This window comes from Cystobacter fuscus (assembly GCF_044360685.1).
Taxonomy (GTDB): domain Bacteria; phylum Myxococcota; class Myxococcia; order Myxococcales; family Myxococcaceae; genus Cystobacter; species Cystobacter fuscus_C.
In genome coordinates, this window is the sequence record NZ_CP043491.1 from 11,061,416 (window position 1) to 11,086,903 (window position 25,488).

The following is a 25,488-nucleotide window of genomic DNA, read 5'->3' on the forward strand; positions in this document are numbered from 1 at the left end:
GCTCACTCCAGCTCGACACCATGGCCGGCCTGGACGTGACCGACGTCCACCCGTCCCCCCTCGATCCGCAACCCCCCGCGGAAGGAATGCTCGCGAATGAAGAGGTGGGTGTCCAGGTCCGCGTAATCGAAACCGCCCAATCCCGCGGCGAAGTGCACCGCGCTGCTCATCGCCAGGGTGCTCTCCAGCATGCCGCCCATCATCAGCTCCATGCCGAAGGCGCGCGCCACGTTCCACATGGCCAGCGACTCCACCACCCCGCTCTTCATCAGCTTGAGGTTCACCCCGTGCGCGCCGCCCTCGCGGCCCAGGCGCACCACGTCCGCCACCGTGCGCGCCGACTCGTCCGCGCAGATGGGCACCCGCGAGGAGCGCGTCAGCTCGGCCAGGCCCTCCCAGTCCTCGCGCGGCACGGGCTGCTCGAAGAGCGCCAGCGGCACGCCCGCCGCCTCCAGGCCGGACAGGAAGGCGCGCGCGCCCGCCACCGTGTAGCCCCCGTTGGCGTCCGCGAACAGCCGGGTTCCGGGCGCCTCCCGGCGGATGATGACCATGCGCCGCACGTCCTCCTCCGGAGTCAGCGCGCCCACCTTCACCTTGAGGGTGCGGATGCCCCGCGCGACGATGGCCCGCGCCGACGAGGCCGCGTGCGCCTCGTCCCCCGCCGTCACCGTCATGTCGATGTCCAGCGCATGGCCCGCGCCTCCGAAGAAGGTGGCCAGGGGCATGCGGTGATGGCGGCCCAGCGCGTCCAGCAGCGCCAGCTCGATGCCACAGCGCGCCGACGGAGCCCGGGGCAGCGCCTCCCCCAGCCACGCGCCGATGGGCCTCCAGGCGCTCGCGTCCCGGCCCACGAGGGCGTCACGCACGGAGGCCATGGCCTCGAGCGTGCTGGCCTGTGTCTCGCCGGAGACGGCCGTGAAGGGCGCCGCCTCGCCCAGCCCCACCGTGCCGTCCGCGAGGGTCAGCCGCACCAGCACGTTGTCCGCCCGCTCCGGCGCCCCGGTGGCGATGGCGAAGGGCTCGGTGAGCGGAAGGTTCAGGGGCTCGAAGCGCAGCTCGGTGATGAGGGTCGGGTTCATGGGCTCTTGGGGAAGTGAGGAAGGGGAAGAGAACGGAGCGGCGGAAGTCAGCGCCCGGAACCGAGCGCCGCCAGCGCCGCCGCCATCACCTGTTTGAGTGGAACTCCAGCGGACTCGGCCACCCGGCGGCAGTCCTCGAACTCGGGGTGGGCGTTGAGCACCACGCCGTCGCGCAGGCCGCGCTTCACCCGCACCGGACCCCAGGGCGTCTCGACCTCCACCCAGTCGCGCTCCAAGGCCCGCCGCTCCACGGAGTAGGAGCGCACCCCGAGCGTCGTGGACTCGCGCAGCAGCAGGTCCACCACGGCCTCCTTCACGCTCGACTCCACCAGCACGCTCAGCACATGGCCCGGCCGCGCCTTCTTCATCGTCGCGGGCACCACCCAGGCGTCCAGCGCGCCCCGCGTCAGCACATGCTCCAGCAGGTAGCCGAGCAACTGCGGCGTGCTGTCATCCAGGTTCGCCTCGAGCACCCAGAGGCCCTCGGTCTGGCTCTCGGCCCGGCCCAGGGTGGCGCGCAACACATTGGGACGGTCGCGGAAGTCCTTCGTCCCCACGCCGTAGCCGATGCGCTCCATGCGGAAGTCCGCCGGCGGCGGGGCGATGCGCGTGAGCACCTTGAGCAGCGCCGCTCCCGTGGGCGTCGTCAGCTCTCCCACGCCCTCGAAGCGCACCGGCAGCTCCCGGAGCAGCTCCAGCGTGGCCGGCACCGGAATGGGCATGTTGCCGTGCGCCACCCGGATGGTGCCACTGCCCAGGGGCGGCGGCGCCGCGTACACCTCGGGGTCTCCCAGCAGCTCCAGCACCACCGCCGCCCCGCAGATGTCCACGATGGAGTCCACCGCGCCCACCTCGTGGAAGTGGATGGCGTCGAGCGACACCCCGTGCACCTTCGCCTCCGCCTCGCCGATGGCACGGAACACCGCCAGCGCCCGCTCCTTGGCCCGGGGCGGCAGCGTGGGCGCCGCCTCGATGAGCGCGCGGATGTCCGCATAGGCCCGGTGGGGATGCGCCTCGCGCTCGTCCAGCACCACGTCCAGGTGCGTGCCGCTGATGGCGTGCCGCACCGCCCGGCTCACCGCCAGCTTCCAGCCCGGCACCCCGAGCCCACTCAGTGCCCGCGTGAGCGCCTCTGGCGACACGCCCAGATCGATGCCCGCCGCCAGGAACATGTCCCCGGCGATGCCGCCCACGGGCTCCAGATAGAGAACCTTGCGCATGCCCGTGTTTCCTCAGCGCTGCCCGCGCGTGCGCGAGATGAGCGCCGCGTAGAAGCCGCCTCCGAAGCCGTTGTCGATGTTCATCGTCGCCACGTTCGAGGCGCACGAGTTCACCATCGCCAGCAGCGCGGACACCCCGCCGAAGTTGGCCCCGTACCCCACCGACGTCGGCACCGCCACCACGGGGATGCCCACGAGCCCGCCCACCGCGCTCGCCAGCGCCCCCTCCATGCCCGCCACCACCACCGCCGCGTGCGCGGACTGAATCTCCTCGCGCCGCCGCAAGAGCCGGTGGATGCCCGCCACGCCCACGTCGTACACGCGCGTCACCGTGGCCCCCATCGCCTGGGCGGTGAGCGCCGCCTCCTCGGCGACGGGAATGTCGCTCGTCCCCGCCGTCACCACCGCCACCCGGCCCGCCTTGGCCTTGCCCTGCTTCAGGTGGAAGATGCGCGCCACCGCGTGGTACTCGCCCTTGGGATGGGCGGCCAGGAGCGCCTCGGCCTTGTCCGGCTGCAGCCGCGTCACCAGCACCGTCTGCTTGCGTTCCACCAACTTGCCCACGATGCCGAGCAACTGCTCCACCGTCTTCGGCTCGCCCAGCACCACCTCGGGAAAGCCGAAGCGCAGGCTGCGGTGGGTGTCCAGCGTCGCATAGCCGAGCTCGGCGAAGGGGAGGTCCTTGAGTTGCCCCACGGCGGCGTCCACGGAGACCTTGCCGCCCTTCACCTGCTCGAGCAATCGGGTGAGCGTCTTCTCATCCATGGCCGCTCCCTCTACTCCACTCCGCCCGGGGCCGCACGCGGCAAGCGCTCGCGCTGTGCGGGAATGAAAAAGGGCCCCGGACTTCCCTCCGGGGCCCCGCTCTTCCCTCAACGGTGCGTCATCACGGCCCGTGAATCACGACGCACGGCGCCGCTTGCGCAGCAAGCCGCCCGCCAGCAGGGCCAGACCACCCATCGCCCCGCCGCCGGTTCCCGCGCAGCCGCCACAGCCGTCCGACCCCTCGGAGGGAACCTGCCCCGGATTCACGAACACCACCGTGCTGCGCCCCGGCACGGTGAAGGAGCCCGACTGGAACGACGCGCCTCGCACCACCGGATCCGACGAGCCCTGCTGCACGGGGTGCAGCACCATCTCGCGGTTGGCGTACTCGGGGATCTGGAAGCTCTGCTGCTCGTCGTTCGCGTTGAAGAACACCACCACGTCGGTGACCCCGTCAGAGGCCGCGCCGTCCTGGAGCTTCATGACGATGAGGCCCGGCACCTGCGAGGAGCCCGTGTTCAGGAAGCTCACGTGCTCCTGGACGTCCTGGGCGGTGCGCTGGCGGAACAGGGCCGCGCTCTTGCGGATGCTCAGCAGCTCGCCGAAGTGCTCGTGCGCGCGGCGGATGTGCTCCGGCGTGGCCTTGAGCGCCGGGTTGCCCAGCAGCTCCTTCATGGCGGGCCAGTTGTCCTTGTTCTTCTCCTCGGGGGGCAGGCCCACGCCCCAGTTGTTCGTCGTGTAGGTGAAGTCGAGCGCGTTGAACCAGTCTCCCGAGTTGTAGCTGTCGCGGTCGAGTGACTTGGAGCGCAGCAGCTCGTCGCCCGCGTGGAAGAAGGGAATGCCCTGGCCGAGCGCCACCAGGCTCAAGCCCATGTTGTGCATGCGCACCCGGGTGTCCAGGTCGGCCGAGGCGGGCGCCTTGAACTGGACGGCGTCGAACAGCGTCTCGTTGTCGTGCGCCGAGACGTAGGTGATGACCTCCTGGGGATCGGACGTGTAGCCGGCGGGCTGGCCGTTGTAGTCCACCTCCGAGCCCTTCACCGTGTTGCCCTCCTTGTTCACGAGCGTGTAGTCGCGCAGGTTGCCCGCCAGGCCCACGCGGATCTGATCCATGTGGTGCAGCAGCCGCTGGCGCTGCTCCTCGGGCGATCCGGAGGTGGCCGAGTTGGGGTCGTACCAGAGGCCGCTGATGAAGCCCTGCTCCTTCAGGCCGCTGAACGGGCCTCCGCCGCGCGCCGCGTCGCGCAGACGATCACTGAAGGTGCCAATGCCCGTGCCCGTCATGTTGAGCTGGGTGGCGTTGGTGCCCCGCTTGTTGCCCTGCACCTCGCCGAAGTCCCAGCCCTCGCCATAGAGGTAGATCTTCGAGCCGTCCACACCGTCCTTCTCCACGGTGAGCGCGCGCAGCCGCTCCTGGACCTTGAGCATGTTGGACTTCATGTGGTGGCCCATCAGGTCGAAGCGGAAGCCATCCACCTTGTAGAACTTCGCCCAGGTGACGAGCGAGTCCACCATGAGCTTCTCGAACATGGCGTGCTCGGAGGCGGTGTTCTGGCAGCAGGTGCTCGTCTCGACGTTGCCGTCCGCGTTGAGCCGCTGGTAGTAGCCGGGCACCACCTTGTCGAGCACCGACGTGTCCGACAGCCCCGAGCCGTTGACGTGGTTGTACACCACGTCCATCACCACGCGCAGGCCGCTGTCCGACAGCGCCTTCACCATCTGGCGGAACTCGACGATGCGCGAGTTGCCATCCGGGTTCACCGCGTAGCTGCCCTCGGGCACGGTGTAGTGGAACGGATCGTAGCCCCAGTTGAAGCCGTCCGTCTCCTTCACCGCCACCACCGCCTTCTGCTGCTCCTCGGAGTCCGGCGGCAGGGCGGCGAGGTTGCCCGCGGGCACCTGCTGCTTGGAGCGGTCCTCCTCGATGGTGGCGATGTCGAACACCGGCAGCAGGTGCACGTGCGTCAGGCCCTTCTGTGCGAGGCCCCGCAGGTGCTTCATGCCGTTGGACTCCAGCTCGGTGAAGGCCAGGAAGGTGCCGCGCCTCGGCTCGGGCACCGTCAGGTCGCGGATGCTGAAGTCGCGCACGTGCAGCTCGTAGAGGACGATGTCCTCGGGCGCGTCGAGCGCGGGCTTCTGGAGCGAGTTCCACCCCTGGGGCGCGAGCGCCGGATCCGCCAGGTTCACCACCTGGCTGCGCTTGCTGTTGAGGGACAGGCCCAGCGAGTAGGGATCGGTGACCAGGCTCTTCACGACCTGCTTCTGGGAGGGGACATACACCTCCACCTCGTAGAGGTAGAACCTGTTGCGCCAGCTCCCATCGACCTTCGCGCTCCAGATGCCCGTGGCGGCATCGAGCGACATGGCCACGCGCGTGCCCACCGATTCCGGCTTGGAGTTGCTGTAGAGCAGCAGCGCCACGTTACGCGCCGTGGGCGCCCAGAGCTTGAAGGTGGGGGTGTTGCCCGACCAGGTGACGCCCAGGGCCTCGTCGTTGGCATACAGCGCGTCCAGCGCGAGCGGCAGTTGCACGCCCGTGGCATTCACCACGTTGCCCTGGTCGTCCGTGAGCGACAGCGCCATCTGCCCCTTGAGGATGTCCTTGACCTGGATGAGGTCCGTGTCGGCGATGCGCAGCACCGTCAGGCCCTTCAGATGCGGGTACTTCTCCGCGATGTGCGGCGGCAGCCCCGCGGGCTCGATCGACAGCGGCAACACGCTGCCCCCCGAGATGCCCGTCGCTCCGAGCGTCATCGCGCCCGTGGGATCGTGGTGCAGCCGGAAGGTGGCCCCCGCGGGAAGCTGGGCCGTGCCCGTGGCGTTCCAGGCCAGCAGCTCTCCGGACACCCAGTAGGCCCGGGCCCGCTCGATGTCCCCCTTGGGCGCGCCGATGACCTCGATGTTCAAGATGTGGCTCGTCGGGTTGTAGGTGAAGACCACGGGCATCCCCGAGGAGGGCACGGAGAAGCCGATGTCGCCGCCGTTCCTCTCACCATTGGCCCCGTAGTTCTCATCCCAGCTCTCGTTGATGGCGACCTTGCACGCATAGCTGCCCGCGGGAATCGCCGTCGTCGTGAACGTGTAGGTGCCATCTCCATCCACGTCCTTCAGCCACGAGCGCAGACAGTCCGGCTGCCAATCCCCCTCCGGCGAAGAGCCGGAAATGATCGGGCAGCCCAGCTCGCCCTGGAAGCTGCCCGCGATGGTGGCGATGACGGACTTGTTGTGGGTGACCCAGTGGCTCCCCGGGTCGTAGTAGAACTTGACGCTCTCCGGCTGGCCAGGCGTCAGCGAGTACTCGGCCCCATCCTTCTCGCCCTTCTGCCCATAGGTGGACACCGTGCCCGCCTCGTCCACGGCCGCGCGGAAGGTGGTGGGGCCCGCCGGCAGCGAGAACGACTTCGTCCAGACGAGGTCGGTTGTGTCCTGCTCCAGACGGGACGTGGTGCAGGCCGTGTCATCCGGAGCGCACAGCGGCGTGGAGCCGACGAGCGTGACGCTCGCGGGCTGCGCCGAGGCGGCTCCCGCCGAGAGCAGGGACAGGGCACAGAGCAGGGTCCGCGCCCGGGTTCTTCCGCGGGGTGGAGATGCAGGGGTCATGAGTACGCCTCTTGCGTGAGCCAGCCGCCACGCGGAACACGGACGGCCGGACACCAGTCGGAGAATGGGAGCAGGCACCCCGGCGCGACCGCCTCACGAAGACGCGGAAGCACCGCGGTGCCTCGCGAGCGTATAGCAGAGGGAACACACTCCTTCACCTGAGGCACTGGCCCGCGAGCGAAGGACGCTGGTAAGCCAGCCGCACCATGCCCCGCGCCTCGCGTCTGTTGCCCCTCCTCGCCGTGACATCCTGCGTCACGGGTCCGGCCAACCCGAACGAATCGCCGCCCGCCCGGGTGGAGCTCGCCGCGCCCGCGAGTGACGCCTGGTACGAGCACGCCGTCTTCTACGAGCTGTTCGTGCGCAGCTTCCAGGACTCCAACGGAGACGGAAAGGGAGACCTGCCCGGCCTCATCTCCCGGCTGGACTACCTCAACGACGGAGACCCGCGCACCACGACGGACCTGGGCGTGGACGCGCTGTGGCTCATGCCCGTGTTCGCCTCGCCGAGCTACCACGGCTACGACGTGACGGACTACGAGCGCATCAACCCGGACTACGGCACCAACGAGGACCTCGAGCGCCTGTGCGCCGAGGCCCACCGCCGGGGCATGCGCGTCATCGTGGACCTGGTCATCAACCACAGCAGCTCGCAGCACCCGTGGTTCATCGACTCCGCGTCCTCGCCCGGCTCGGCCCGGCGCGACTGGTACGTGTGGAGCGACAGGGACCTGGGCTGGAAGCAGCCGTTCGATACCCCGTCCCCGGCCCCCACCTGGCACGCCCTCGACGGCGCCTACTACTACGGCGTCTTCTGGAGCGGCATGCCGGACCTCAACCTGCGCACGCCCGCGGTGCGCGAAGAGGTCAAGCGCATCGCCTCCTTCTGGCTGGCCAAGGGGGTGGATGGCTTCCGCCTGGACGCCGCGCGCCACCTCATCGAGACGGGTGGCGGCACCACCGGCCAGGCCGACACCGCCGAGACGCATGCCTTCTGGAAGGAGTTCGCCGAGCACGTGCGGAGCGTGAAGCCCGACGCGGTGCTCGTGGGCGAGGACTGGACCACCACGCCCCTCATCGCGGCCTATTACGGATCCACGGAGCGGCTGCCCCAGGGGGACGAGCTGCCGCTCAACTTCAACTTCCCGCTCGCCAAGGCGCTGCTCGAGGCGGCCCAGAGTGGAGACGGCAACGGCATCGCCCAGAAGCTGTTGGAGATGAGCAGCCACTACCCCGCGGGCGTGGCGGACACGCCCTTCCTCACCAACCACGACAACATCCGCGTGGCCACGCAGCTCGCCGGCAAGCCCGGGCCCCTGGTGACCGCGGCGTCGGTGATGCTCACGCTGCCCGGCTCGCCCTTCCTCTACTACGGCGAGGAGCTGGGGATGGCCAACGGCCCCACGGCGAAGGACGAGGACAAGCGGACGCCCATGCCCTGGGACTCGAGCGCGGCGGGCGGCTTCACCTCGGGCTCGCCCTGGTTCGCGTTCGCCCCGGGGCACGAGCTCACCAACGTGGCCACGCAGACGAAGAACCCGGGCTCGCTGCTCTCGCGCTACCGCGAGCTCATCCGAGCCCGCCACGCCTCGCCGGCCCTCGAGCGCGGCGGCCTCACCCTGCTCACCTCCACCCGGGGCCGAGCGCCCACGCTCGCCTTCCTGCGAACGCTCGGCGGTGAGCGCGTGCTCGTCGTGCACAACCTCGGCGACACCGCGCAGACCACGGGGCCGCTCGAGCTGGAGGCGGAGTTGCTCGAGCCCCTCTTCACGGACGCCTCCGTGGGCTCACCCGCGCGCAGCGGCACCGCCTGGAGCGTCACCCTGCCCGGCCGCGCCACCGGCATCTGGCGCCTGCGGTAGCGCGGACGCGCCGGGCCCGGATTCTTCCCGGGCGCCGACACGACTCAGGCCACGGGGAACTACTTCTTCTCCTTCTCCGTGGGCGCCGCCGCACCGCCCACCATGGGGAGGGTGGCCTCCTTCTTCACCGCGCCCTCCGCGCCACACTCGAAGGCGAGCGCGTCGTGCTGGGCCTTCACCTCGGAGGCGTCGCCCTTGCCCGCGCCCGCGAGCATGTCCATGACGTGCGGATCGCACTCGCCGTCGTTGCCACCGCCGAAGCGGTGCTGACCCTCGTACTCATTCACCTTGCGCGTCATCAGGTCCTTGTCCGCGGGGAAGCCCTCGTTGGACTGGATGAGCACCTGGTAGCGCCACTGCGAGGGGTCACCCTGCAGGCCCGGCGCGTTGACGGTGGCGGTGATCTTCTTGCCCGAGCCCTTGACGCGCTCCGGGACGAGGACGTTGTCCTTGACGGCGCCGGCCTTGGAGGCGACCTCGGACTTCACGCGCTCGGCTCCCGCCGGCGAGATGACGATGGCCTTCTCCCAGCCGAACTCGGGGGCGAACTTCACGTTGAGCCCGGGAAGAGACTCGGTGGAGCCGCTGCCCGGCTTGCCATCCGTGTCGATGAAGATGAAGGCCAGCTGCACGGCGAAGCCACTGCCCGTCTTCCAGGCGTCCTCCAGCGTGGAGTTGAAGCCCAGGGACACGTCGAGCTTGTCGCCCTTCTTCGCCAGGGAGAAGTCGGTCAGGTCGAACGAGCCGGGCTTGTAGACGGGGTCGGTCGGGTACTTGTAGGTGCCCGGGCCGTTGTCATCCCCAGTAGGGTCCTTGAAGGAGACCTTGTTGGCGGCCAGGGCGGGCGCGCCCAGCAGCGCCGCGGTGAGCGAGAACCACGCGAGTCGGGAGGACGTCTTCATCAGGCACTTCTCCTTGGGGTAAGGCAGAGGCGAGGAAGGCGGACGGGCTAGCCCTTGACGCTGCCGGCGGTGAGCCCGGACACGAGGTACTTCTGCAGGAAGAGGAACAGGAAGACGACGGGGATGGACACGATGATGGAACCCGCGGCGAAGTAGCCCCACTGCTGCGAGTAGCCACCCACGAAGAAGCGCAGGCCCACGGGCGCCGTGTACATGGCTTCCTGGTCCATGAAGGTGGCCGCGAGGATGAACTCGTTCCACGCCGTCATGAACGAGAAGAGCGCCGTCACCGCCACCGCGGGCTTGGCCAGCGGCAGGATGATGGTCCAGAAGATCTTCCCCACCGAGGCGCCCTCCATGAGCGCCGCCTCCTCCAGATCCTTGGGGATGGTGTCGAAGTAGCCCTTGAGCATCCACACGCTGAAGGGAATGGACGTGGTGGCGTAGACGATCATCAGGCCCAGGCGCGAGCTGCCCAGCCCCAGCCACTGCACCAGGATGATGTAGAGCGGAATGAGCATGAGCGTGCCCGGAAACATCTGGGACACGAGGAAGGCCATCATGCCCGTGCGCTGCCCCACGAACTTGAAGCGGCTGAAGGCGTACGCCGCCGTGCACGCGAGGAACACGCCCACCACGGTGGTGCCCAGCGAGATGACGGCGCTGTTGAACAACCAGTGCCCGAAGGGCTGCTCGGTCATCACCGAGGTGAAGTTGGAGGCCGACCACGTCTCGGGCCACGGGATGATGGCGCGCACGCGCTCGAGCGCGGTGGGCGACTCGGGCAGCGTGGTGATGGCGAGGCTCTGCCGCCCGGAGAACGCGATCGTGATGACCCAGAGGATGGGATAGAGCGCGAAGAGGGTGAAGAGCACCAGCAGCACGTGCAGCGGCCAGTGCGGAAGTCCGTCACGACGCGAGAACATCAGGCGGCCTCCGTGGCGCGCGAGACCCGGTTCTGCACCATGCTGTAGAGCAACAGGATGCCGAAGATGATGGTGGAGTAGGCCGCCGCGTAGCCGTGGCGGTAGAGCTGGAAGGCGTACTTGTACGCCTGGGTGATGAGGATCTCCGTCGAGTGGCTCGGCTCACCTTCCGTCACCAGGAAGATGACGTTGAACTGGTTGAAGGTCCACACCACCGAGAGGATGACGGCGGGCACGAGCGCGGGCTTGAGCGCCGGCAGGGTGATGGCGGTGAACTGCTGCCAGCGGCTGGCGCCATCCACGCGCGCCGCCTCGTACAGCTCCATGGGGATGGACTGGAGCGCGCCGAGCGACACCACCATCATGAAGGGGAAGCTCAACCAGCCGTTGGTGGCGAGCACCGTGAGGAACGAGGTGAAGGGCGTGTCGTACCAGGACAGCCCCTGGCCGCCGAACATGCGGATGATGTGGTTCACCACGCCGAACTGCTGGTGGAACATGCCCTTCCAGATGAGCGCGGTGATGTAGTTGGGCATGGCCCAGGGCAGGATGAGCAGCACGCGGTAGACGGGCCGCAGGGCCAGCTTGTCCACGTTGAGCGCCAGCGCCAGCACCAGGCCCAGCGTCACGCCGAGCACCACGTTGGTGAGGGTCCACACCACCGTGAAGAAGAGCGTGTAGTAGAAGTTGAGGTAGTTGAAGACGAGCGAGCCGTCCTGCGCGCGCTTGACGATGTTGAAGTCGCCGAGGATCTCCACGTAGTTGCGCAGGCCGACCCACAGGTTCATGAACGGCTGGCCCGCGTTGTAGAGCGTGGAGTCGGTGAACGACAGGGCGATGCCGTAGAAGAACGGGAAGAAGACGAGCACCAGCATGCCCACCATCGCCGGAGCGATGTAGAGGTAGGCGGTGCGGTTCTCCACCACGGTGGCCACCGTGCGGTGCACGCCGCCCAGGCCGATGAAGAGCAGCACGACGAGCGCCACCACGCCCAGGCCCGTCATCGCGCGGCTCACGCCCGAGCTCAGCTCCTCCATGCGCGCGGACACCACCGACTCGTTCACCTGTCCCTCGGGGCTCACCAGCCCCAGCGGACGGCGGTACGCGTCCGCGTCCCAGTCCCCGGGCCGCAGCACGGGCTCGGTGGCGAGCTGCCGCTCCGCCATCACCGCCTGGGCCCGCTCGGACATGGCGCGCACCTGCTCGGCCACGAGCGTCTGCGTGCCCCGCACCTCGGCGCCCAGCGTGCCCAGCGAATAGGAGCCATAGGCACCCAGGCCCAACACGAGCGCCACCACCGACACGGCGACGAGCACGCCCTGGCGCCGCGCCACGAAGGACGCCACGGCGCACAGCGCCAGCGGCAACAGCCAGCACAACAGCAGCGTCGGCAGCGAGGGCTTCAGCGGGGCCGCGAGCGGCGCCGTGGCCAGCTCCACCATGCCCACCACCGAGCCCTCCACTTCCACCGGGGCGCTCAGCAGGCGTCCGCCTCCAGGCAGCGCCTCGGCCTCCACCTCCAGCTTGCGAGCCCCGCCCTCCTCGCGGTTGGTCTCCACCGCGGCGCGCAGCCGCTGGCCGCGGTCATAGAGGGGCTTCTCCTCGCGGCTCAGCCGGCGCGGCGCCACGCGCTCCCCCACGTCCTCGGGGAAGGTGGACGCCTCCAGCCGGATGCCCGAGAAGGCCACCACCCGCACCGCGCTGCCGGCGGGCAGTTGCGTCTTCCATGAGTCCACCACGGCGCGCACCGAGTCGCCCGAGCCCCCGGCGCGCTGGACGAGATCCTCCAGGGCGCGCAGGGACACGAAGGACTGACGATCCGCGCGCTCGGTGGACACGCTGTCCAGCGCCTTGGCCAACAGGCCCTGGGCGATGAACAGCGCCACGCCGAGCGAGAGGAACAGGCCCACGAGCACCCGCCCGCGGCGGAGCGTACGGGCTCCTCCGGAGGGTTCGCCCGAACCGGGAACACCATTGAGGCCGCTCTGGTCGGTGAGCAGGGCGGCGGGATTCCCAGGTTCGCTGCTGGGAGGCTGGGGGACCACGTTTCTCACGCTCGACCTCTCACTTCTTGCGCAGGCTGGCCACGTCCTTGGCGACACCCTTCTGGGCGGCGTCGAGGGCGGCCTTGGGGGTCGCGGTCTTCTTGAGGATGGCGCTCATCGCCGAGGTGGCATGGCCCCAGACCATCGACATCTCCGGCACGTTGGGCATGGGCACCGCCGTGTCGACCTGGGCGCGGAACGCCTTGAGCTGCGGGTCCGCAGAGACCTTCGGGTCGGAGTACACCGCCTGGTTGGCGGGGCTCTGACGGCCCTCGAGCGCGAGCACCTTGGCGCCTTCCGTGCTGGTGAGGAACTTGGCCAGCTCGAACGCCGCGTCCTTGTTCTTCGACGGGGCGGCGACATACACGCCCTCCACCGTCGTCCACGGACGCATGGGCTTGCCGCCCGCCTCGTCCAGCGTGGGCAGCGGCGCGAGGCCGTAGTCCACGCCCTTGGCGATCTCCCCGAGGAACCACGGGCCGGAGAACACCATGCCCGCCTTGCCCTCGTTGAAGAGCGAGGTGATGAGCGCCGTGGTGGGCTCGGCCGGAAGAATCCCGTCCTTCTCCTTCCACTTGAGCAGCTGCTCGGCCGCCTTGACGTTCGCCGGCGAGTTCATCGTGGGCGCGCCATCCGCGCCGAACACGCCCCCGCCAAAGCCGTTCATCAGCGCCGCGTGGTAGTAGAAGTCACCGTAGGCGTAGGCCAGACCGAAGCGGCCCGCCTTCTGGTCGGTGATCTTCTTGGCCATCGCCACCAGCTCGCCGCTCGTCTTGGGCGGCGTGGGCACCAGCTTCTTGTTGTAGATGAGCGTGATGGACTTGTAGTTGAGCGGCAGGCCGTAGGTGGTGCCGCGGTAGACCATCGCCTGGAGCGTGGAGGGGATGAAGCGCTTCTTGAGCTCATCGTCCAGATAGAAGTCGATGGGCTCCACGGTGTTGCCCGCCTCGATCCATCCGCCGAGCCGGTCCTGGGCGAAGATGAAGACGTCCGGACCCTTGCCGCGCGGCACCGTGGCGGAGATCTTGTCCGCGTAGGCGTCATACGGCACCGCCAGCGTGTTGACCTTGATGCCCTCGGCGGCGTGGGCGGCGTTGAACTGGCCCACCAGCTTCTCGAGAGCGGCCTTCTCCTCGGCGCGGTAGCCGTGCCAGAGGACGAGTTCCTTCGTCTCGGCGGCGGAAGAGGCCGAGGGCAGCAGGGCGAGCACACAGGCGCTCGCGGCCGCGAACATCCATCGCAGGTTCTTCATGTCGGGGGAGTCCTAGGAATGAGGAGGGGATAAGGGGAGGCGCGGGCTCAGGCGGACAACCGTTGCTCGGTCTCGGCGTCGAACAGGTGCAAGGAATCCAGCTCCACCAGCACCTTGAGCTTGGAGCCCGTCGCGGGCGTGTGATGGGGCGGCAGGCGGAAGACGAGGGAGTTGTCGGCCAGGTGCGAGTGGACGATGACCTCGTTGCCGAGCGGCTCGACCAGGTCGACGTTCACCTCGATGGGCGCCGTCTCGCCGCGGGCGGTGGCCTCGGGCGACTGGATGTTGTCGGGGCGGATGCCGACCTTGAGCTTGCGCCCACCCTTGCCGGCGGTCACCGCGCGCATGGTCTGGGGCACCGGCAGCTTGAAGCCCTCGCCCTCGAGCATCTCGCCATTGGCCGACAGCGTGGCCGAGGTGAAGCTCATGGGAGGCGAGCCGATGAACTGGGCCACGAAGACGTTGGCCGGACGCTCGTACACCTCGAGCGGCGTGCCGAGCTGCTGCAGCTTGCCCTCCTTCATCACCGCGATGCGGTGGCCCATCGTCATGGCCTCGATCTGATCGTGCGTCACGTAGACCGAGGTGACGCCGAGGCGCTGCTGGAGCTTCTTGATCTCCGAGCGCATCTGCACGCGCAGCTTGGCGTCGAGGTTGGACAGGGGCTCGTCGAAGAGGAACACCGCCGGCTTGCGCACGATGGCGCGGCCGAGCGCCACGCGCTGACGCTGACCGCCCGAGAGCTGCTTGGGCTTTCTGTCCAGCAGGTGGGTGATGCCGAGGATCTCCGCCGCCTCGTTCACCAGCTTGTCCATCTCCGGCCTGGGCGTCTTGCGGATCTTCAGGCCGAACTCGAGGTTCTCCCGGATGGACATGTGCGGATAGAGCGCGTAGTTCTGGAAGACCATCGCCACGTCCCGGTCCTTGGGCGGCAACTGGTTCACCACGCGATCGCCGATGGACAGGCTGCCGCCGGTGATCTCCTCCAGACCGGCGATCATCCGCAACGCGGTGGACTTGCCACAGCCCGACGGACCCACGAGCACCATGAACTCATGGTCCTGGATGTCGAGGTTCAACCCCTCGATGACGGACACGTCGCCGTAACGCTTGGCCACATTCTTGAAAACCACACCGGACATTCAGGCTCTCCCTCCGAGGGCCCACTCGGAGGGGCCCCTCTGCCTGCTAGGACTGCACGAACTTCACGGGGCTCGACCCAGGATGCGGGCAGACAGCGCCTCGACGGAGATCTCCAGTGTCGGACCGGCTTCCAGTCCGCTTCCGTCGAGCAGGTCTCGCGCGGCCGCGCCACCCCACGCCTCGGGCCAGGGGACCGAGACGGAGGTCTTCTTACCACCGCGATTCACCGCGACAACCACCGCGTCACCGGACTCGGGGTCGTGGCGCACGAAAGTGTAAACATCGCCCTCGGTCGCCAGGCCCTTGTGCGAACCCCGCGAGAGCGCGGGATGGGCCCGCCGGAGCGCGACGAGCTGCTGGTAGAACTGGCGCAGGGACTCATCGCGCGGCAGCCCGGCCCCGGGACCCACGCCGCGCTCGCCCCAGGGCATGTCGCCGCGGTTGGCGGGCCAGTCTCCGCCCGGGCGGCCCACTTCCTCGCCGTAGTAGATGACGGGCATGCCGGTGGTGGTGAGCTGCAAGAGCGCCGCGAGCCGGAAGCGCGCCTTGTCCCCCCCGAGCTGGAAGAGCGCGCCCGGTACGTCGTGCGAGGACAGGAAGTGCGACAGGAGGTAGCCCTGGCGGACCTTGTGGCGCGAGCGGAGGTAGGCGTCGAAGGCCACGGTGCGCCCGCGCCCCTGCACCCACGCGAGCGCGCTGCCCTGGAAGCCGAAGTCGAAGCCGGCATCCAGCTCGTCCCCGGAGAACCACGGGTCGAGCGACTCGCGGTCCCCGCCCCACACCTCGCCGAGCAGGAAGAAGTGGGGGCCCAGCTCCTCACGGGTGCGGCGGCGGTGCTCCTGCCAGAAGGGGTGGTCCACGTGCTTCACCGTGTCCAGGCGGAAGCCATCCACCCCCGAGCGCTTGCCCCAGGCGAGCTGCGCGTCGAGCAGGTACTGCGCCACCTCGGGCACTTCCGTCTTGAAGTCGGGCAGGCCGGACACGCAGCTCGTCACGTCGTCCTGGCCACACGTCCCCTGCTCCTGCGAGCGCAGCCATCCGCTCGTTCGGGAATCCTTCTGGTAGTGCGAGTTGTAGCCCGGGTGGTTGTACACCACGTCCAGCAGCACGCGGATGCCGCGCTGGTGGGCGGCGTCCACCAGGGCCTTCAGCTCCTGCTCGGAGCCGAAGCGCGGCTCCAACTGCTGGAAGTCCTCGGCCCAGTAGCCGTGATAGCCCCAGTCCGGGAAGCCCGCACCGGTGACGAAGCCGTCGATGTTCTTCACCACGGGGGTGATCCACAGCGCCGTCACGCCCAGCGAGGACAGCTCGTCGAGCTGCTCGCGCAGGCCCTTGAAGTCTCCGCCGTGGAAGGTGCCCGGGGCCTTCGCGTCCACCTGGAGGTTGTTGGCCAGGTCGCCATCCGCGAAGCGATCCACGACGACGAAGTAGAGCACCTCGTCAGACCAGGGGCGGGGAGCCACCGCGGGAGCAGGAGGCGTGGGCGCCGCCATGGGAGCGGACACCGCCGTGTCCGTAGGAACCTCGGACGTCACCTTCCCGGCGGAGGGCGGCGCGTGCAGGCAGCCCGTGAACGCCAGGGGAAGCAGCAGCGAGGTCACGACCGGATGACGAGTGTTCGCGCGTTTGGCCGGGGGGCGGCGAGACGACCAATCCACCATTGCGGCGGCACCTTTTCACACCCGTTCCGGAATGGAAACCTCGATGCTTTGAGTGTCACGATTCAGCGCCGAACCCGACAGGTCTGCCCCGGTTTTCACCGGGAGCGTGCGCGCCATGGGACGTTTCACGTCGGGCCGTGCGCCCCGCTCGGCTACACGCCCAGGCGGGTGAGCAGGGCCCGGGAGCTGTCCTGATCCAACAGCAGCAACATCTGGCCGGACACGGCGGGCACGCCCGCGGACGAGAAGCGCGTCTCCAGCACCACCACGCGGCCATCGCTTCCGGTGGCTTGCATCACCTCGGCCAGCACCGGGCCCGCCGCGCCGCGCAGGAGCACCGGCACCGTGGGCAGCAGCCGCCAGCCGGTGAGCATGCCGATGGCCGACAAGCACGCGCTCGCCACGATGTTGGCGGCCTCGGACAGGGCGCTCTCGCGCTCCTCCTGGGGCGCGTCCTCCCGCCGCAGCAGCAGCGACTCCAGGGCCACGCTGTCCTGGGTGGGCATCACCAGCAGCAGCACCCCGCCCAGCTCCCCGTCCATGCCCAGCCTCGCCGCCACCACGGACGCATCGGCCCCGCCCAACAGCTCCGTGAGCTCCGGGGTCTCGGCCACGAGGGCGCGGGGAATGGACAGGTTCACGGTGCGGCCACCCACCAGGCGCGCGAGCGCGTTGATGGCATGGCCGCAGCCGATGTTCGCCACCTCTCGGAGGGCGTCCAGCTGAATGTCGCTCGGAAGAGGGCTCACGCGGATAGCAACCTTGGCACGTCCAGGATGAAGACCGGCCGGCCCGTGCCCAGGATGGTGACCCCTGAAAGCCCTGGGAGCAAGTCCAAGGGCCGGGAGAGCGGCTTGAGCACCGCTTCTTCCTGCCCCATCAGTTTGTCGACCGCGAGCGCGACGCGGCCGGATTCGCCTTCCATCACCACATAGGGCCGCACGCCCCCCCCGCGGGGCGACGCCTCGACTCCCACCAGCTCGCCCAGGGCATACACCGGAAGCAGACCCTGGTTGTGGGGCAGGAGCGGAATCTGCCGGCTGCGCTCGAGCTTCTCCGAGTCGGCCTCCAGCGCGCCCACCACCTTGGCGATGGGCAGGCCGAAGACCTCCTCCCCCACCGACACGAGCAAGAGCTGCACCACGGCCACCGTCAGGGGCAGCCGCAGGGTGAAGCGCGAGCCGCGGCCCAGCTCGCTCTCGATTTCCAGCGTCCCGCCCACGTTCTCCGCCACGCGCTTGACCGCGTCCATGCCCACGCCGCGGCCGGAAATTTCAGAGACGTCCTTCGCGGTGGACACGCCGGGCAGGCACGAGAGCAGGAGCGCTTCCCGGTCCGTCATGCGAGCGGCGGCCTCGGCCGACACGGCGCCCCGGGCCACCGCCGCCTCCTTGAGCCTGGCCACGTTCATGCCGCGGCCATCGTCCTCCATCTCCAGCACCACGCGGTCGCGCACGCGCCGCACCGACACCACCACCCGGCCCCGGGGCGGCTTGCCCGCCGCCACGCGCTCCTCGGGCGACTCCAGGCCATGGTCGATGCAGTTGCGCAACAGGTGCAGCAGCGGATCCGCCAGGTCGTCGAGGATGGCCCGGTCCAGCTCGATCTCCGCGCCGGTGATGACCAGCTCCACCTCGCGCTCCTTGCGCCGGGCGATGTCGCGCGCCGCGCGGGGCAGCCGGTCGGTGATGGTCGACAGCGGCGTCATGCGCGCGCTCATCACCTTGTCGTGCAGGTCCTTCACCAGGGTGTGCAGCCGGTACACGCCCTCCTCGATGGGCGGGCGCGAGCCCTCCGGCAGCATCTTGCCCAGCTCGCGCAGGCGCGCGGTGGCCAGGAGCAGCTCGCCCGCGGTGTCCAGGAAGTGATCCAACAGCTCCGTGCGCACGCGCACCGTGCGCGCGCCATCCGCCCCCGTCGCGGTGGCACCCCGGGCGGCCTCCGCCGAGGCCTGCAGCGCGCTCGCGGGGCTGGCCACAGGGGGAGCGGCGACCACCGGTGTCATCGAGACGAGCTCCACGTCGGCCACGTTGCGCAGGGCCTTGCGGATGCCCTCCTCGGACTCGGTGGATTCCAGCTCGAGCTGGATGTTCCCCTCGGGGATGCGGCCGGCCTTGAGGTCATCCAGCCCGGGGCGCAGGTCGTGCAACGTGCCCAGCCCCAGCAGCCGCTTGTGCATCAGGAAGGCGCGCACGCCCGGGGTCTGGCAGGTGGGGGACAGGCGCAGGTGCATCGTCCAGCGCGGCACCTTCTTGGGCTCGGCGTCCTGCCGCGCCAGCTCCTGCGCCTTGACGGCCTTGACCACCGCGGTGGCGAGCTGGGCCGCCGCGGTGCTCGCGCTCACCCCCGTGGGGGTGGGGGAGTCATCGGACAGGAAATCGGCGGGCAGGGGCTCGACGACGGGAGCGGGCGGCGCGGCGGCGGGCGTGGGCGGCGCGGCGGCGACGGGCGCGGGCTCGACGGGAGCGGGGGGAGGAGCCGGCGGCGCGGGAGGCGGCGCGGGCGGCGTGGGGGGAGGCACCGACACGGTCGCCGAGGCGATGGAGTCGGTCAGCCGGCTGAGCACCTTCGTGGCGGAGGGAGCCTGGCCGGTGAGCAGGCTCACGCGTTCGGCGAGCTGCCCGAGCAGCACCGAGGCATCCTCGGGCGTGCGGTTGTCGGCCACGCAGCGCACCTGGGCGAGCATCGCGTCGGTGGCGGACAAGAGCAGGTCCACCAGGGTGCGCTCGAGGCGGCTCGGGTCCTGGCGGATGGCGTCCACCAGGTCCTCCACCCGGTGGGCGAGCACCGCGATGGACTCGAAGCCCATCGACGAAGCCATGCCCTTGACCGAGTGCGCGTGGCGGAACATCGAGTCCACCACGGCCCGCGCGCCCTCGCGCTCGAGCTGCACGAGGTCCCGGCCCAAGCCTTCCAGATGCTCGCTTGCCTCGGTCAGGAACAGGCCGAGGTAGCGGGACATGTCCATGGTCATGTCCAGCCTCGGTGATTCATCGATTCATGGGAGGGGACTCAGCCCTCCCCCAGGACCTTCTTGACGACCGCCAGGACGTCCTCGGCGCGGAACGGTTTGACGATGAAGTCCGAGGCACCCGCCTCGATGGCCTCCATCACCAGGCTCTCCTGCCCCAGGGCCGAGCACATGATGACCACCGCGTTGCCATCGAACTTGATGATTTCGCGCGTGGCCTCGATGCCGCTCTTGAAGGGCATGACGATGTCCATCGTCGTGAGGTCCGGCTTGAGTTCCTTGTACTTCTCCACGGCCTCCAGCCCGTTGGCCGCCTCTCCGACGACCTCGAAGCCACCGGACGCGAAGATGTCCTTGATCATGTTGCGCATGAAGATGGCATCGTCGACGACCAGCACCCGCTTAGCCATGTGAAGCTCCGCCTCCGCGTAAGGCCCCGAGAGGGCCGCGGACACTACCACCCGCCCATTTCAGACAGCTACTCACTTCTGCGCCGCGGTGAAGAGTCCAACCACCGCGGAATCCAGCCCTTCTGGATCCAACACCGTCACCGCCAGGCCCCGCAACCGCGCGACGCCGCGCACCGCCGGGACCGTCCTGCCTGGAGCCGCGCTCACCCGCTCCACGGCCTCGATGCCCTCCACGTCCGTCACCAACAACCCGAGATCACGCCGGCCCCGCTCCAACAACACCACCCGCCCGTTGGGAGAAGGCCCCTCGGGCAGGCCCAACAGCTGCCGCAGCTCCACCACCGTCACCACCCGGCCCCTCAGGTTCATCACCCCCGTCACCGCCTTGGGGGCTCGTGGCACCCGGGTGAAGCGCTCCGGAGGAACCACCACTTCCTTGACCGCGATCAGCGGCAGCCCGTAGCGCTCCTTCTCCACCCGGAAGATGACGTGCCGCACGAGTGCTCTTCTACCAGCAATCCGGGGAGCGGGGAAAATCCATGCCCACGAAGGTCCTCAAGGAGGGCTTGGACGAGGGCCTGGCCCCCCCTCACACATTGAGCCGGAAGCTGCGCACCACGCTCTGCAATTCGATGGAGAGGTTGGTCAGCTCGCTGGCCAGCGACGTCATGCGCACCATGGCGTCGGTCTGCTCCTGGATGACGGACTGGATGGCCTCGGTGGAGGTGGCGTTGTTGCGCGCCACGAGGGAGATCTCCTCGGTGGCCTTCACCATCTCCTCGCTGCCCTTCTGCTGCTCGCGGGCGCTGTCGGAGATGAGGTGGACCTTCTCGGCCACCTTGCGCACCGTGTCGGTGATGGAGCCCATGGAGCGCACGATGCCGGTGAGGTCCTCGCGGCCTTCCGCCAGCTCCTCGATGCCCACCTTCATGGCGCTCACCACGGCGGTGGACTGGCCGGAGATGTCGCGCGCCAGGCGGGAAATCTGTTCGGCGGAGCGGCCCGCGCTCTCGGCGAGCTTGCGCACCTCGTCGGCCACCACCGCGAAGCCGCGGCCGTACTCGCCCGCGCGCGCCGCCTCGATGGTGGCGTTGAGCGCGAGCAGGTTGGTCTGCTGGGCCACCTGGGTGATGGCGTCGACGATCTTGGAGATTTCCTGCGTCTTCTCGCCGAAGGCGAACACCTGCTGGCTCGCCGCCTCGATGCGGTTGAAGACCTTCTTCACCTTCTCGCCGGCGAGCAGGGCGGCCTTGCTGCCGTTCTCCGCGGCGCTGCTCGTCTCGGCGGCGGTGCGGGCGGCGTCCTCGGCGCTCGCCGCGGTGCGTTGGATGCTGCTGGCCATCTCGGTGATGACCTTGGACGTGCGGCCCACGAGCTGCGACTGCGTCTCGGCACCCCGGGCGATCTTGTCCATGGACAAGCCCACCTCTTCATTGGTGCCGTTGACGTTCTCGGCCGAGCCCTGCAGGTCCTTGGCGGTGTCCGCCACGCTCTTGGCGGTGTCCTGGATCTTCCCCACCAGCTCGCGCAGGTTCTCCTGCATCTTGCGGATGGCCAGGGCCAGCTCGTCGATTTCATCGCGGCGCCAGGCGCGCGGCGGCTCGACCACCAGGGGCTTGGACAGATCGCCCTGGGAGATCTCGAAGGCGGAGCGCGAGAGCACCCGCAGGCGAGTCACGCGCGGCAGGTAGCGCGGCAGCGTCAGGGACAGGGCGAGCGTGATGCCCAGGGCCAGGGCGATCCGCCACCAGAAGGTGAGCAGCGGCTCGGTGATGAAGAGCGTGCCGGTGAGCACGCACCCCATCATCAGGTAGCCCACGAAGATCTTCAGCTGGAGGGAGACTTCATGGCCTCCCGTGCTGGATTGCTCGACCGTGCGCAACAGCCGCTGCACGGTGTCGCGGCGGGGAGTGAAGCCGGGAGGTGGATCGTCGCGAAGAGGGCGGCGCACGGTTTCGCTTTTCAGGAAGGCGGCAACGGCGGACTCCAGGGTTTAGCCCTCCCGTTCGGAACGGTCAATCCGCCCCCCCATCCTGTTGGAAGTGGTCGAAGCCAGCGGGCAGGCGCAGCGCTCGCCCCCCCGTGACACGCGTGTGTCCGGCCGGACCCGGGGTGAGCCGGCCTATACGGGTAATGGATTCTTCCGCCCGGAGGCACGCTCGCTCGAAGGCGGAGGTGCGCCCGGGTGGGACGGCGAGCAGCAGCTCGTAGTCCTCCCCACCCGCCAGGGCCCCCTCGAGTCCCAGGGAGGCCCGCACGGCGCGCGACACCGGGAGCCGGTCCACGTCCAGCTCGGCGCCCGTGCCCGAGGCCCGGCACAGGTGGCCCAGGTCCTGCGCGAGGCCATCGGAGAGGTCCAACGCGGCGGAGGCGAAGCGCGAGGCGAGCCGGCCGAGCGCGATGCGGGGCACGGGGCGTTTCTGGCGGAGGATGGCCGAGGAGCGCCGTCGGCCGGCCTGGAGTTGGGTGAGGCCCAGCCGGGCCTCGCCGAGCGTGCCCGAGACGTACAGCACGTCCCCGGGCCGGCCGCCCGCGCGGGTGAGGGGCGGGCTGCCCGGAGGCAGCTCCCCGGCGGCGGTGAGGGTGACGGACAGCTCGCGCGCGGAGGAGAAGTTGCCGCCCACCAGGGCGATGCCGTGCTCGCGCGCGAGCGCGCTCATGCCCCGCGCGAGCCCGAGCAGCGCGCGGCGGGGGAAGTCGCGGGGCAGCGCGAGCGCGCAGACGAACCAGCGCGGCAGGGCGCCCATGGCGGCCAGGTCCGACAGGTTCACCGCGAGCGCCTTGTGGCCGATGTCCTCGGGAGAGAACCAGGCGCGCGTGAAGTGCACGTCCTCCACCACCGCGTCCGTGGTGATGCACTGCGCGCCCCGGGACGGCGCGAGCACCGCGCAATCATCCCCGGGCCCCACGGGCACCCGGGCCCGGGGGAACTGGGACAGGAAGAGATCGATGAGGGCGAATTCGCCCGCGCGCTTCTGGCTCACGCGCCGCAGGGTAGCGCACCCGGCCCGTGAAGCGCCCGCCCGCCCGTCCGCCGTCCGGACCGCCCCGGGGCCTCGGACTGCCGGATGGGGCGGGCGGGCCCATGTTGAGGCGCACCACGAGGGACGAACCCAGGGAGGCACGTCATGGACTACGACAAGAAGCCGGGCCGTACGAGCAAGGTGAAGGAAGCCCTCAAGCGCGACCTCGAGCAGACGAAGCACGACCTGAACCACAAGAAGGGTCAGGATCTGAATCAGGACGTGGGCGACACCCTGAAGCAGGCCGCGGGCAAGGAGCCCGTTCCTCCTCCGTACCTGCCGAACCCACACAAGAAGTAGGCACCCCGTCCCACCGCGCGAAGCTCCATCCGGTCCCGCCGGGTGGAGCTTCGGTGCGTCATGGGGGGACTAGAAGGGGGACTAGAAGCGCTCGGGCTCGGTGTCCACGGGGGGCGGGATATAGGCCGGGCCCTGGCCCGACAGGGGTGGCTCCTTCGGGAGGACCACCCGGAAGCACGAGCCCTTGCCCACCTCGCTGCGCACCGACACCTGGCCACCGTGACCTTCCACGTAGCTCTTCACGATGGCCAGCCCCAGGCCCGCGCCGCCGTACTCGCGCGTCGGGCTGTCGTCCACCTGGTAGAAGCTCTGGAAGATGCGGTCGCGCTGGTTCTCCGGGATGCCCACCCCGGTGTCCTCCACCTCGATGTGGTAGCCGGCGGTGGCGAGCTCCGAGCGCGTGCCCACCTCCGACAGCCGCACCTCGATGCGGCCCAGGGAGGGCGTGAACTTCACCGCGTTGGCCAGCAGGTTCACCACCACCTGCCGCAGCTTCTCGCGATCGGCCACCACCCGCGGCTGCGGCCCCACCGGCAGGTTCGCCTCGAGCGTCAGGCCCTTGCGCTGGGCCTGGGGCGTCACGCTGGTGATGGCGCTCTCCACCATCTCCCGCACGTCCACCCACTCGAAGGCCAGCCGCACCTTGCCCGCCTCGATCTGGCTCATGTCGAGGATGGAGGAGATGAGCTTGAGCAGCGTGTTGCCCTTCTCCATGATGGTGCGCACGAACTGCATCTGCTCCGGATTGAGCCCGCCCACCAGGCCCTCGGCGAGCATCTCCGAGTAGCCGATGATGGACGCGAGCGGCGTGCGCAGCTCGTGGCTCACCGTGCTCAGGAAGCTCGACTTGCTGCGGTCCGACTCCTTGAGCCGCTGGTTGAGCCGCAACAGCTGCGAGTTCTGGTGCTCCAGCTCGCGCTGCGTCTCCACCATGGCCTCCAGGTGGAGCTGCCCGGTGAGATAGGACTTCTGTCCGGCCGCCAGGAGCGCCGCCAGCACCTGGGCCAGGTGCGTCACCATGCGCGCCAGCTCCTCCTGGGACAGGTGCCGCGCGCTCGCCCAAGCCTCGCGCACCCGCTCCGCGTCCGGCCCCTCGGGACAGACGGGAGTGCCACCTTCCTCCGACGCGTAGGGCCCGAACACGACGCGCCCGAGCACGTCTCCCTCCCACACCACGGGGACCACCACGTAGCACAGGCCGGTGAGGCAGGTGTGCAGCAGCAGCTCGCCCGCGCCCTCCGTTCCCAGCACCTGGGAGGAGAACAGGGCCGCCAGCGGGCCCTCCTTCACCCGCGTCACCTGGGCGGAGCAACGCACGCGCACCGCGGGGTTGGCGCCGATGAAGCCGCAGAATTCCCCGTGCGCGCCCTGCGCGTCCGCGAGCGTCCGGTTGCGCTCGTCCAGCACGCGCACGCCCACCTGGTACAGCGCGCCCAGGCTCTCCACCACGTCCCCGAAGGTGAGCGGATCCAGCAAGTCCACCAGCGACAGCTTGCGCTGGAGGGCCAGGCCGGTGGGCTCGGACCCGTTGCCCGTGGGCCCCGGTTTCTCGGCGCTCATCGCGACTTGCCCCCCAACGGGGGGTAGAGCGCTTCCAGGGGCGTCCCCTTGAGGTCCATCTGCTGGAAGATGTGGCCGAGGAATTCCCGCTCCTCCAGGCCGATGTTGCGCGCCAGCCGCATGCGCTCGTCCAGGTTGCGCCAGGCCGACTGCAAGAGCGCGTGCAAGGTCTCCATCACCCCTTCCCCGCGCAGCGCCACCGCGCCCACGATGGGCTCGGTGCCCCGCTGACGCGCGGCCTCCAGCTCCTCGTCCGTCTGGGCGTCCGGCAGGTCCCGCTTGTTGAACTGGATGACCACCGGCACCTGCGAGGTGTCCAGGCCGTTCTCCCGCATGTTCGCCCGGAGGCGGCGCCAGGAGGCGTTGTTCTCCGCGCCCGCGCTGCGGCGGCTGTCGGCGATGAAGGCCACCGCGTCCGCGTTCTGCAGCACCACGCGGCGCGTGGCGTCATGGACGACCTGGCCGGGCACGGTGAAGAGCTTGAGCTTCACCTTGAAGCCCGACTGGCTGGTGAAGAAGACGGGGAGCAGATCGAAGAAGAGCGTGCGGTCCTCGTGTGTCTCCACGCTGAGCAACCGGCCGCGCGCCTCCGGCCGGGCCCGCGCGTGGATGCAGCGCAGGTTCGTCGTCTTCCCACTCAGCCCAGGGCCGTAGTAGACGATCTTCAGGGTGAGTTCGCGCTGGGCGTGGTTGAGTTGCACGTGCGGAGCTCAGGGTGCCGGGCAAGAAGGGAAAGGATCGACCAACCCGCTCGGGGAGGACGGTTTTT

Annotated in this window: 20 protein-coding genes; 2 read left to right on the plus strand and 18 right to left on the minus strand. The window is 69.5% G+C overall.

Annotated features, from left to right (window positions below; all coding sequences use genetic code 11):
* Positions 1 to 2: 2 nt before the first annotated feature.
* The 4 genes from F0U63_RS45230 to pulA all read right to left on the minus strand — a co-directional run bounded on the left by F0U63_RS45230 (position 3) and on the right by pulA (position 6,664).
* On the minus strand, positions 3 to 1,079 hold the full coding sequence (locus F0U63_RS45230) for a dipeptide epimerase (RefSeq protein ID WP_395841062.1): 1,077 nt from the start codon (positions 1,077 to 1,079) through the stop codon (positions 3 to 5).
* A gap of 47 nt (positions 1,080 to 1,126) precedes the next feature.
* Positions 1,127 to 2,299 (minus strand): nickel pincer cofactor biosynthesis protein LarC, encoded by a 1,173-nt coding sequence (gene larC, locus F0U63_RS45235; RefSeq protein ID WP_395841064.1) that lies wholly within the window; start codon positions 2,297 to 2,299, stop codon positions 1,127 to 1,129.
* Positions 2,300 to 2,311: 12 nt separating this feature from the next.
* A complete protein-coding gene (larB, locus tag F0U63_RS45240) occupies positions 2,312 to 3,064 on the minus strand; it encodes a nickel pincer cofactor biosynthesis protein LarB (protein WP_395841066.1) in 753 nt (250 codons plus the stop codon).
* 135 nt (positions 3,065 to 3,199) lie between these two features.
* Positions 3,200 to 6,664: a pullulanase-type alpha-1,6-glucosidase gene (pulA, locus tag F0U63_RS45245; RefSeq protein ID WP_395841068.1), complete on the minus strand. Its 3,465-nt coding sequence runs from the start codon at positions 6,662 to 6,664 to the stop codon at positions 3,200 to 3,202.
* A 206-nt stretch (positions 6,665 to 6,870) separates the two neighbouring features.
* Between pulA and F0U63_RS45250 the strand changes: the two genes are divergently transcribed.
* A complete protein-coding gene (locus F0U63_RS45250) occupies positions 6,871 to 8,526 on the plus strand; it encodes an alpha-amylase family glycosyl hydrolase (protein ID WP_395841070.1) in 1,656 nt (551 codons plus the stop codon).
* A 59-nt stretch (positions 8,527 to 8,585) separates the two neighbouring features.
* Here F0U63_RS45250 and F0U63_RS45255 read toward each other — a convergent pair whose 3' ends face one another.
* The 12 genes from F0U63_RS45255 to thiL form a co-directional block, all read right to left on the minus strand.
* Positions 8,586 to 9,428: a glucodextranase DOMON-like domain-containing protein gene (locus F0U63_RS45255; protein ID WP_395841072.1), complete on the minus strand. Its 843-nt coding sequence runs from the start codon at positions 9,426 to 9,428 to the stop codon at positions 8,586 to 8,588.
* Positions 9,429 to 9,475: 47 nt separating this feature from the next.
* The gene (locus F0U63_RS45260) at positions 9,476 to 10,354 is read right to left on the minus strand and encodes a sugar ABC transporter permease (RefSeq protein WP_395841074.1); all 879 of its coding nucleotides are present in this window, start codon (positions 10,352 to 10,354) and stop codon (positions 9,476 to 9,478) included.
* The gene (locus F0U63_RS45265) at positions 10,354 to 12,408 is read right to left on the minus strand and encodes a carbohydrate ABC transporter permease (protein ID WP_395841076.1); all 2,055 of its coding nucleotides are present in this window, start codon (positions 12,406 to 12,408) and stop codon (positions 10,354 to 10,356) included. Before F0U63_RS45265 ends, F0U63_RS45260 begins: the two co-directional genes overlap by 1 nt.
* A 10-nt stretch (positions 12,409 to 12,418) precedes the next feature.
* Positions 12,419 to 13,651, minus strand: coding sequence for an extracellular solute-binding protein (locus F0U63_RS45270; protein WP_395841078.1), 1,233 nt, complete (start codon positions 13,649 to 13,651; stop codon positions 12,419 to 12,421).
* A gap of 47 nt (positions 13,652 to 13,698) precedes the next feature.
* Positions 13,699 to 14,793: an ABC transporter ATP-binding protein gene (locus F0U63_RS45275; protein ID WP_395841080.1), complete on the minus strand. Its 1,095-nt coding sequence runs from the start codon at positions 14,791 to 14,793 to the stop codon at positions 13,699 to 13,701.
* A gap of 63 nt (positions 14,794 to 14,856) precedes the next feature.
* Complete coding sequence (locus F0U63_RS45280) at positions 14,857 to 16,395, minus strand: alpha-amylase family glycosyl hydrolase (protein WP_395841082.1); 1,539 nt, start codon at positions 16,393 to 16,395, stop codon at positions 14,857 to 14,859.
* 212 nt (positions 16,396 to 16,607) lie between these two features.
* Positions 16,608 to 17,204 (minus strand): chemotaxis protein CheC, encoded by a 597-nt coding sequence (locus F0U63_RS45285; RefSeq protein ID WP_395841084.1) that lies wholly within the window; start codon positions 17,202 to 17,204, stop codon positions 16,608 to 16,610.
* Positions 17,201 to 19,429 carry a chemotaxis protein CheW gene (locus tag F0U63_RS45290; RefSeq protein ID WP_395841086.1) on the minus strand — a complete coding sequence of 743 codons (2,229 nt, stop codon included), beginning with the start codon at positions 19,427 to 19,429 and terminating at the stop codon, positions 17,201 to 17,203. Before F0U63_RS45290 ends, F0U63_RS45285 begins: the two co-directional genes overlap by 4 nt.
* Before the next feature lie 38 nt (positions 19,430 to 19,467).
* Positions 19,468 to 19,836 (minus strand): response regulator, encoded by a 369-nt coding sequence (locus F0U63_RS45295; RefSeq protein ID WP_002632150.1) that lies wholly within the window; start codon positions 19,834 to 19,836, stop codon positions 19,468 to 19,470.
* A 72-nt stretch (positions 19,837 to 19,908) separates the two neighbouring features.
* Entirely contained in the window at positions 19,909 to 20,334 is a 426-nt protein-coding gene (locus F0U63_RS45300) for a chemotaxis protein CheW (protein WP_071896373.1), read from the minus strand.
* Positions 20,335 to 20,425: 91 nt separating this feature from the next.
* Positions 20,426 to 21,787, minus strand: coding sequence for a methyl-accepting chemotaxis protein (locus F0U63_RS45305; protein ID WP_395841088.1), 1,362 nt, complete (start codon positions 21,785 to 21,787; stop codon positions 20,426 to 20,428).
* Between the two features lie 64 nt (positions 21,788 to 21,851).
* Entirely contained in the window at positions 21,852 to 22,820 is a 969-nt protein-coding gene (gene thiL, locus F0U63_RS45310) for a thiamine-phosphate kinase (RefSeq protein ID WP_395841090.1), read from the minus strand.
* Between the two features lie 144 nt (positions 22,821 to 22,964).
* Here thiL and F0U63_RS45315 point away from each other — a divergent pair, with 144 nt between their 5' ends.
* Complete coding sequence (locus F0U63_RS45315) at positions 22,965 to 23,159, plus strand: hypothetical protein (RefSeq protein WP_395841092.1); 195 nt, start codon at positions 22,965 to 22,967, stop codon at positions 23,157 to 23,159.
* Between the two features lie 81 nt (positions 23,160 to 23,240).
* On the opposite strand, the gene F0U63_RS45320 is transcribed toward F0U63_RS45315, so the two are convergent.
* Together F0U63_RS45320 and F0U63_RS45325 are read right to left on the minus strand one after the other, a co-directional pair.
* On the minus strand, positions 23,241 to 24,719 hold the full coding sequence (locus F0U63_RS45320) for an ATP-binding protein (protein ID WP_395841094.1): 1,479 nt from the start codon (positions 24,717 to 24,719) through the stop codon (positions 23,241 to 23,243).
* A complete protein-coding gene (locus F0U63_RS45325; protein WP_395841096.1) occupies positions 24,716 to 25,420 on the minus strand; it encodes a GTP-binding protein in 705 nt (234 codons plus the stop codon). The genes F0U63_RS45320 and F0U63_RS45325 overlap by 4 nt, the downstream gene beginning before the upstream one ends.
* Positions 25,421 to 25,488 lie beyond the last annotated feature (68 nt).